This window comes from Phytoactinopolyspora endophytica (genome assembly GCF_004138495.1).
GTDB classification, from domain to species: domain Bacteria; phylum Actinomycetota; class Actinomycetes; order Jiangellales; family Jiangellaceae; genus Phytoactinopolyspora; species Phytoactinopolyspora endophytica.
The window spans coordinates 59,616-64,593 of record NZ_ML142861.1 but is presented as its reverse complement, the minus strand read 5'-3'; the positions used below and the strand labels follow the sequence as shown (position 1 = coordinate 64,593).

Genomic DNA, 4,978 nt, shown 5'->3' with positions numbered 1-4,978 from the left:
CCTGTAACGCACAGCGTAACTGTCAGATCTGGCTAGGCCGCCCGCGGAGGGAATGAGTCGAGGAGCGCGACCATGAGTGCCGAGCGGTCTTGAAGGTCTGCGCGACCTTCTAGCGTCCTGCTGATCGAGCGTCATCGCGCTCGGTCGGCAGGACGCAACGTCTGGTCAGGGGCGGCCCAGAACATCGGCGACGTTCAGCGGATCGCTTCCGGTCAGGCAACGGACCTCGTCGGAGACCGCGTCCCAGCGCTGCTCTCGCACGGAGGCGAACATCGTCGAGAATGCGTACACCCACCAGGGCTCCTGGCCGGCATTCGCCAGCTCCGCGCTGAACGTGTCAGGCGAGACGTCGGCGAAGCGGAGCGGGAGCCCCCACGCCTGTGCCGCGAGCCCGGTGATGGTGCGCACATCGAGAGAGACCGGCCCAGTGATGTCGTGGTGGCGTCCGGTCGGGGGAGCGGTAGCGAGTGCGGCGAGGCAGCGTCCGACGTCCGCACGCGATACCAGCGAAAGGCGCCCGTCGGCGGCGGGCACGCGAACCTCGCCGGACTCCCGCGCGGAACGGAGAAACGACGCGAAGAACTCGGTGTAGATCGACGCCCGCGCGATCGAGAAGGCGCACCCGCTCGAGGCGATGAGCCCTTCGGTGTAGCCGTTGGTGTAGGCGTAGCAGAACGGCGATGCCGTGTCGGCGTCGATGCCGCTCAGATACACGATGTGCGCCACTTCGCTGTCCGCTGCGGCCCGGACGACGTTCTGGTGATGGATCATCATCTTGGCGGCGTCACCGTCGCTTGACACGAAGACCAGGACGTCGACGCCGCGTAACGCCGATCGCAGCGAGTCCAGGTCGGTGTACTCGGCATACCGCGACGTGACGAGGTCGTCCGGTTCATGGGTCACCGTTCGGCGAGCCAGCGCCACGACCTGATGCCGTCCGTCGGCGGCCAGGAGCCGCACAACCTGGCCACCCAGACTTCCGGACGAACCGGTTACCGCGATTCGGATCTCGACTCCTCTCCTAGCCCTGCTCATGGCCGACGGATGGGTGCCGCCTGACGTGTCGCCACGACAACAGTAAGGCGACAGCGCACACGTCGCGGGACCGGGCCGGGACGGCATCCGTGGAGCAACGGTGGGCCGGGCGATCGAATGAGGCTTACGCTTCGGTAGGGTGGCGACGGCTCCACAGATGAGGAGGTCCCATACCTTATGGCCGAAAAGTCTTCGCGAGGTCTCGCCGACGTCGTTGCGGCTACCACGTCGATCTCTGACATCGACGGCGAACAAGGCCGTCTCTTCTACCGCGGCTACGACATCCATGACATCGCCCAGCGCATCTCTTTCGAGGAATGCGTCCACCTGTTACAGCGCGGGACTCTGCCGACCAGGCAGGAGCTGGACGGCCTGACGGCGGATCTGGCCGAGGATCGGCGCATCGGGGCCACTACCGAGGCGCTGCTCCCGCACGTGATCCGTAGCGGGGCGCCGATGGAGGCACTGCGCACGCTGGTCTCGTCGCTGTCGGTGGATGACGCCGACGCCGCTGACTCGTCCATCGAGGCGGACCGGCGTAAGGCGACTCGGCTGGTCGCGCAGATGCCGATCCTGGTGGCGCGTTACGAGGCGGCGCGGAACGGCCGGGATGTCGCCGGGCTCCATCCCGAGCTAGGAATCGCCGGTAACTTTCTGCAGCAGATCACCGGGGAACGGCCGGCCGAACGCGCCGTCGAGATCTTCGACGCCTGTCTGGTGCTCCACGCCGATCACACGATGAACGCGTCCACGTTCACCGCCCGAGTGATCGCGGCGACCTTGTCCGACATCCATTCGGCGATCACCGGCGCCATGGGCGCACTGCGCGGACCGTTGCATGGGGGCGCCAACGAGGCGGTGATGAAGACACTCAGCTCGATCGAGGGCGGGGTCGACGAAGTCGACGGCTTCGTCCGCGCCGAGCTGGACGCCGGCCGGAAGCTGATGGGCTTCGGGCATCGCGTGTACAAGACCGAGGATCCCCGGGCCACCCACCTGCGGAAGATGAGCGAGGAGCTGGCCGAGCTCACGGGTAACCGGCGCTACTACGACTTCTCCCGCCGCATGGAGCAGGTCGTGTTCGACTCCAAGGGTCTCTATCCCAACGTCGATTTCTACGCGGCCAGCGTCTACTACGCGCTCGGTATCCCTACCGACCTGTTCACGCCGGTCTTCGCGATCTCCCGGATGAGCGGATGGACCGCACACGTGATCGAGCAGCACGAGGACAACCGCCTGATCCGTCCGGCCAGCGAGTACACCGGTCCACGTGACCAGCGCTGGGTAGAGATCTCGCAGCGGTGACCATGAGCCACGCACCCGCTCCGAAGCGCAGCCGATGGGCCGTGGCGGCGGAGCGGCGCATGACCCCGGCGAGTTGGTTCCGCGCCGTGTTCCGGCAGTGGCCGTTCCTGGCCGCGCTGTCGATCGTCGTCGCCGGAGTGATCGTCGTCGCGAACGACCACTTCAAACGGGGCACAGTGATCATCGCTGCGGGCATCTGCGCGGCGGCGTTCCTGCGGCTGGTCATACCGAACTCCCGAGCGGGTCTGTTACTGGTGCGCTCGCGCTTTCTGGACGTCCTCACGCTCGCGTTTCTGGGCGGAGGTACGCTCATTGCCGCCCTTATCGTTCCGCCTCCGAGCTAGTTTGTAGGAGAACTGCCATGGTTCAAGCCCCTGTCACTGTGACGGTCACCGGCGCCGCCGGCCAGATCGGCTACGCGCTGCTCTTCCGCGTCGCCTCGGGTCAGCTGCTGGGGCCGGATACACCCGTTAAGCTGCGGCTTCTGGAGATACCGCAGGCGCTGAAGGCGGCTGAGGGCACCGCCATGGAGCTGGATGACTGCGCGTTCGACCTGCTCAAGGGGATCGAGATCACCGACGACGCGGGCACGGCGTTCGACGGCGTCAACGTCGCGCTGCTGGTCGGCGCGCGTCCGCGGTCTCAGGGCATGGAGCGTGGCGACCTGCTGGAGGCCAACGGCGGCATCTTCGGCCCGCAGGGTCAGGCGATCAACGCGGGCGCCGCGGACGACGTGCGGGTGCTCGTCGTCGGGAACCCGGCGAACACGAACGCGCTGATCGCGAAGGCGCACGCGCCGGACGTGCCGCCGGACCGGTTCACCGCGATGACGCGCCTGGACCACAATCGCGCGCTCTCGCAGCTTGCCGCCAAGACGGGCGCGGGCGTCAGCGACATCACCAAGCTGACGATCTGGGGCAACCACTCCGCCACGCAGTACCCGGACATCTTCCACGCCGAGATCGCCGGGAAGAACGCCGCGGAGGTCGTGAACGACGAGGCGTGGCTGGCCGACGAGTTCATCCCGACGGTCGCCAAGCGGGGCGCGGCCATCATCGAGGCGCGCGGGGCGTCGTCGGCGGCGTCGGCGGCGAATGCGGCGATCGACCATGTCCACGACTGGGTGCTCGGGACACCGGAGGGCGATTGGACATCGGCGGGCTTGGTGTCCGACGGCTCGTACGGGGTACCAGAGGGACTGGTCTCGTCGTTCCCGGTGGTGTCCCGGAACGGCAGCTGGGAGATCGTGCAGGGGCTGGAGATCAACGAGTTCTCCCAGCAGCGGATTGACGCGTCGGTGCGGGAACTGGTGGAGGAACGCGACGCCGTCACCTCGCTCGGCCTCATCTAGAGGTTGGGTCCCGCGGCATGCTGTGGCCGCTGCGGCTCTGATATCTTGACGTCGAGAGAATTCGTGAAACCAGGAGCGTTGACCCATGGCGAAGATCAAGGTAGCCGGCCCCGTCGTCGAGATCGACGGCGACGAGATGACGCGGATCATCTGGTCCTTCATCAAAGAGAGGCTGATCCACCCGTACCTCGACGTGGACCTGCGCTACTACGACCTGTCGATCCAGAACCGCGACGCGACGGACGACCAGGTCACGGTCGACGCAGCGAGAGCGATCAAGGAGCACGGCGCCGGTGTGAAGTGCGCCACCATCACGCCGGACGAGGCACGGGTCGAGGAGTTCGGCCTGAAGAAGATGTGGCTCTCGCCCAACGGCACCATCCGGAACATCCTCGGTGGTGTCGTCTTCCGCGAGCCGATCATCATCTCGAACATCCCGCGGCTGGTGCCGGGCTGGACCAAGCCGATCATCATCGGTCGTCACGCGCACGGTGACCAGTACCGGGCCACCAACTTCAAGGTGCCCGGCCCGGGCACGGTCACCATCACCTACACGCCCGACGACGGCTCGAAGCCGATCGAGCACGAGGTCGTGAAGATGCCCGACGACGGCGGCGTCGTCATGGGTATGTACAACTTCACCAAGTCGATCGAGGACTTCGCCCGTGCGTCGTTCTCCTATGGTCTGCAGCGCGGTTACCCGGTCTACATGTCGACGAAGAACACGATCTTGAAGGCCTACGACGGCGCCTTCAAGGACATCTTCGCCGACGTCTTCGAGCGTGAGTTCAAGGCTGACTTCGAGGCGGCCGGCCTCACCTACGAGCACCGGCTGATCGACGACATGGTCGCCGCCGCGCTGAAATGGGAGGGCGGCTACGTCTGGGCGTGCAAGAACTACGACGGCGACGTCCAGTCCGACACCGTGGCGCAGGGCTTCGGCTCGCTGGGCCTGATGACGTCGGTGCTGATGACGCCGGACGGTAAGACCGTCGAGGCCGAGGCGGCTCACGGCACGGTCACCCGGCACTACCGTCAGCATCAGCAGGGCAAGCCGACCTCCACCAACCCGATCGCCTCGATCTTCGCGTGGACGGGTGGCCTGAGGCACCGCGGCAAGCTGGACAACAGCCCCGAGGTCACCGGCTTCGCCGAGGCCCTCGAGGACGTCGTGGTGAAGACCGTCGAGTCCGGGATCATGACCAAGGACCTCGCGCTTCTGGTCAGCAAGGACCAGGAATGGAAGAGCACCGAGGAGTTCCTCGGCGCGCTCGATGAGAACCTCGC

5 protein-coding genes are annotated in these 4,978 nt (G+C 66.4%); 4 read left to right on the top strand and 1 reads right to left on the bottom strand.

The window, feature by feature from the left end:
* Nucleotides 1-165: 165 nt before the first annotated feature.
* Complete coding sequence (locus ELR45_RS22575) at nt 166-1,035, bottom strand: NAD(P)H-binding protein (protein WP_165368019.1); 870 nt, start codon at nt 1,033-1,035, stop codon at nt 166-168.
* Nucleotides 1,036-1,212: 177 nt separating this feature from the next.
* Between ELR45_RS22575 and ELR45_RS22570 the strand changes: the two genes are divergently transcribed.
* From ELR45_RS22570 to ELR45_RS22555, 4 genes are all read left to right on the top strand, one after another.
* Nucleotides 1,213-2,340 carry a citrate/2-methylcitrate synthase gene (locus tag ELR45_RS22570; RefSeq protein ID WP_129668362.1) on the top strand — a complete coding sequence of 376 codons (1,128 nt, stop codon included), beginning with the start codon at nt 1,213-1,215 and terminating at the stop codon, nt 2,338-2,340.
* Between the two features lie 59 nt (nt 2,341-2,399).
* The gene (locus ELR45_RS22565) at nt 2,400-2,684 is read left to right on the top strand and encodes a DUF3017 domain-containing protein (protein WP_129668361.1); all 285 of its coding nucleotides are present in this window, start codon (nt 2,400-2,402) and stop codon (nt 2,682-2,684) included.
* 17 nt (nt 2,685-2,701) lie between these two features.
* Nucleotides 2,702-3,691, top strand: coding sequence for a malate dehydrogenase (locus tag ELR45_RS22560; RefSeq protein WP_129668360.1), 990 nt, complete (start codon nt 2,702-2,704; stop codon nt 3,689-3,691).
* A gap of 85 nt (nt 3,692-3,776) precedes the next feature.
* Nucleotides 3,777-4,978 (top strand): NADP-dependent isocitrate dehydrogenase (locus tag ELR45_RS22555; protein ID WP_129668465.1); only part of this gene is annotated, 1,202 nt, incomplete at its 3' end.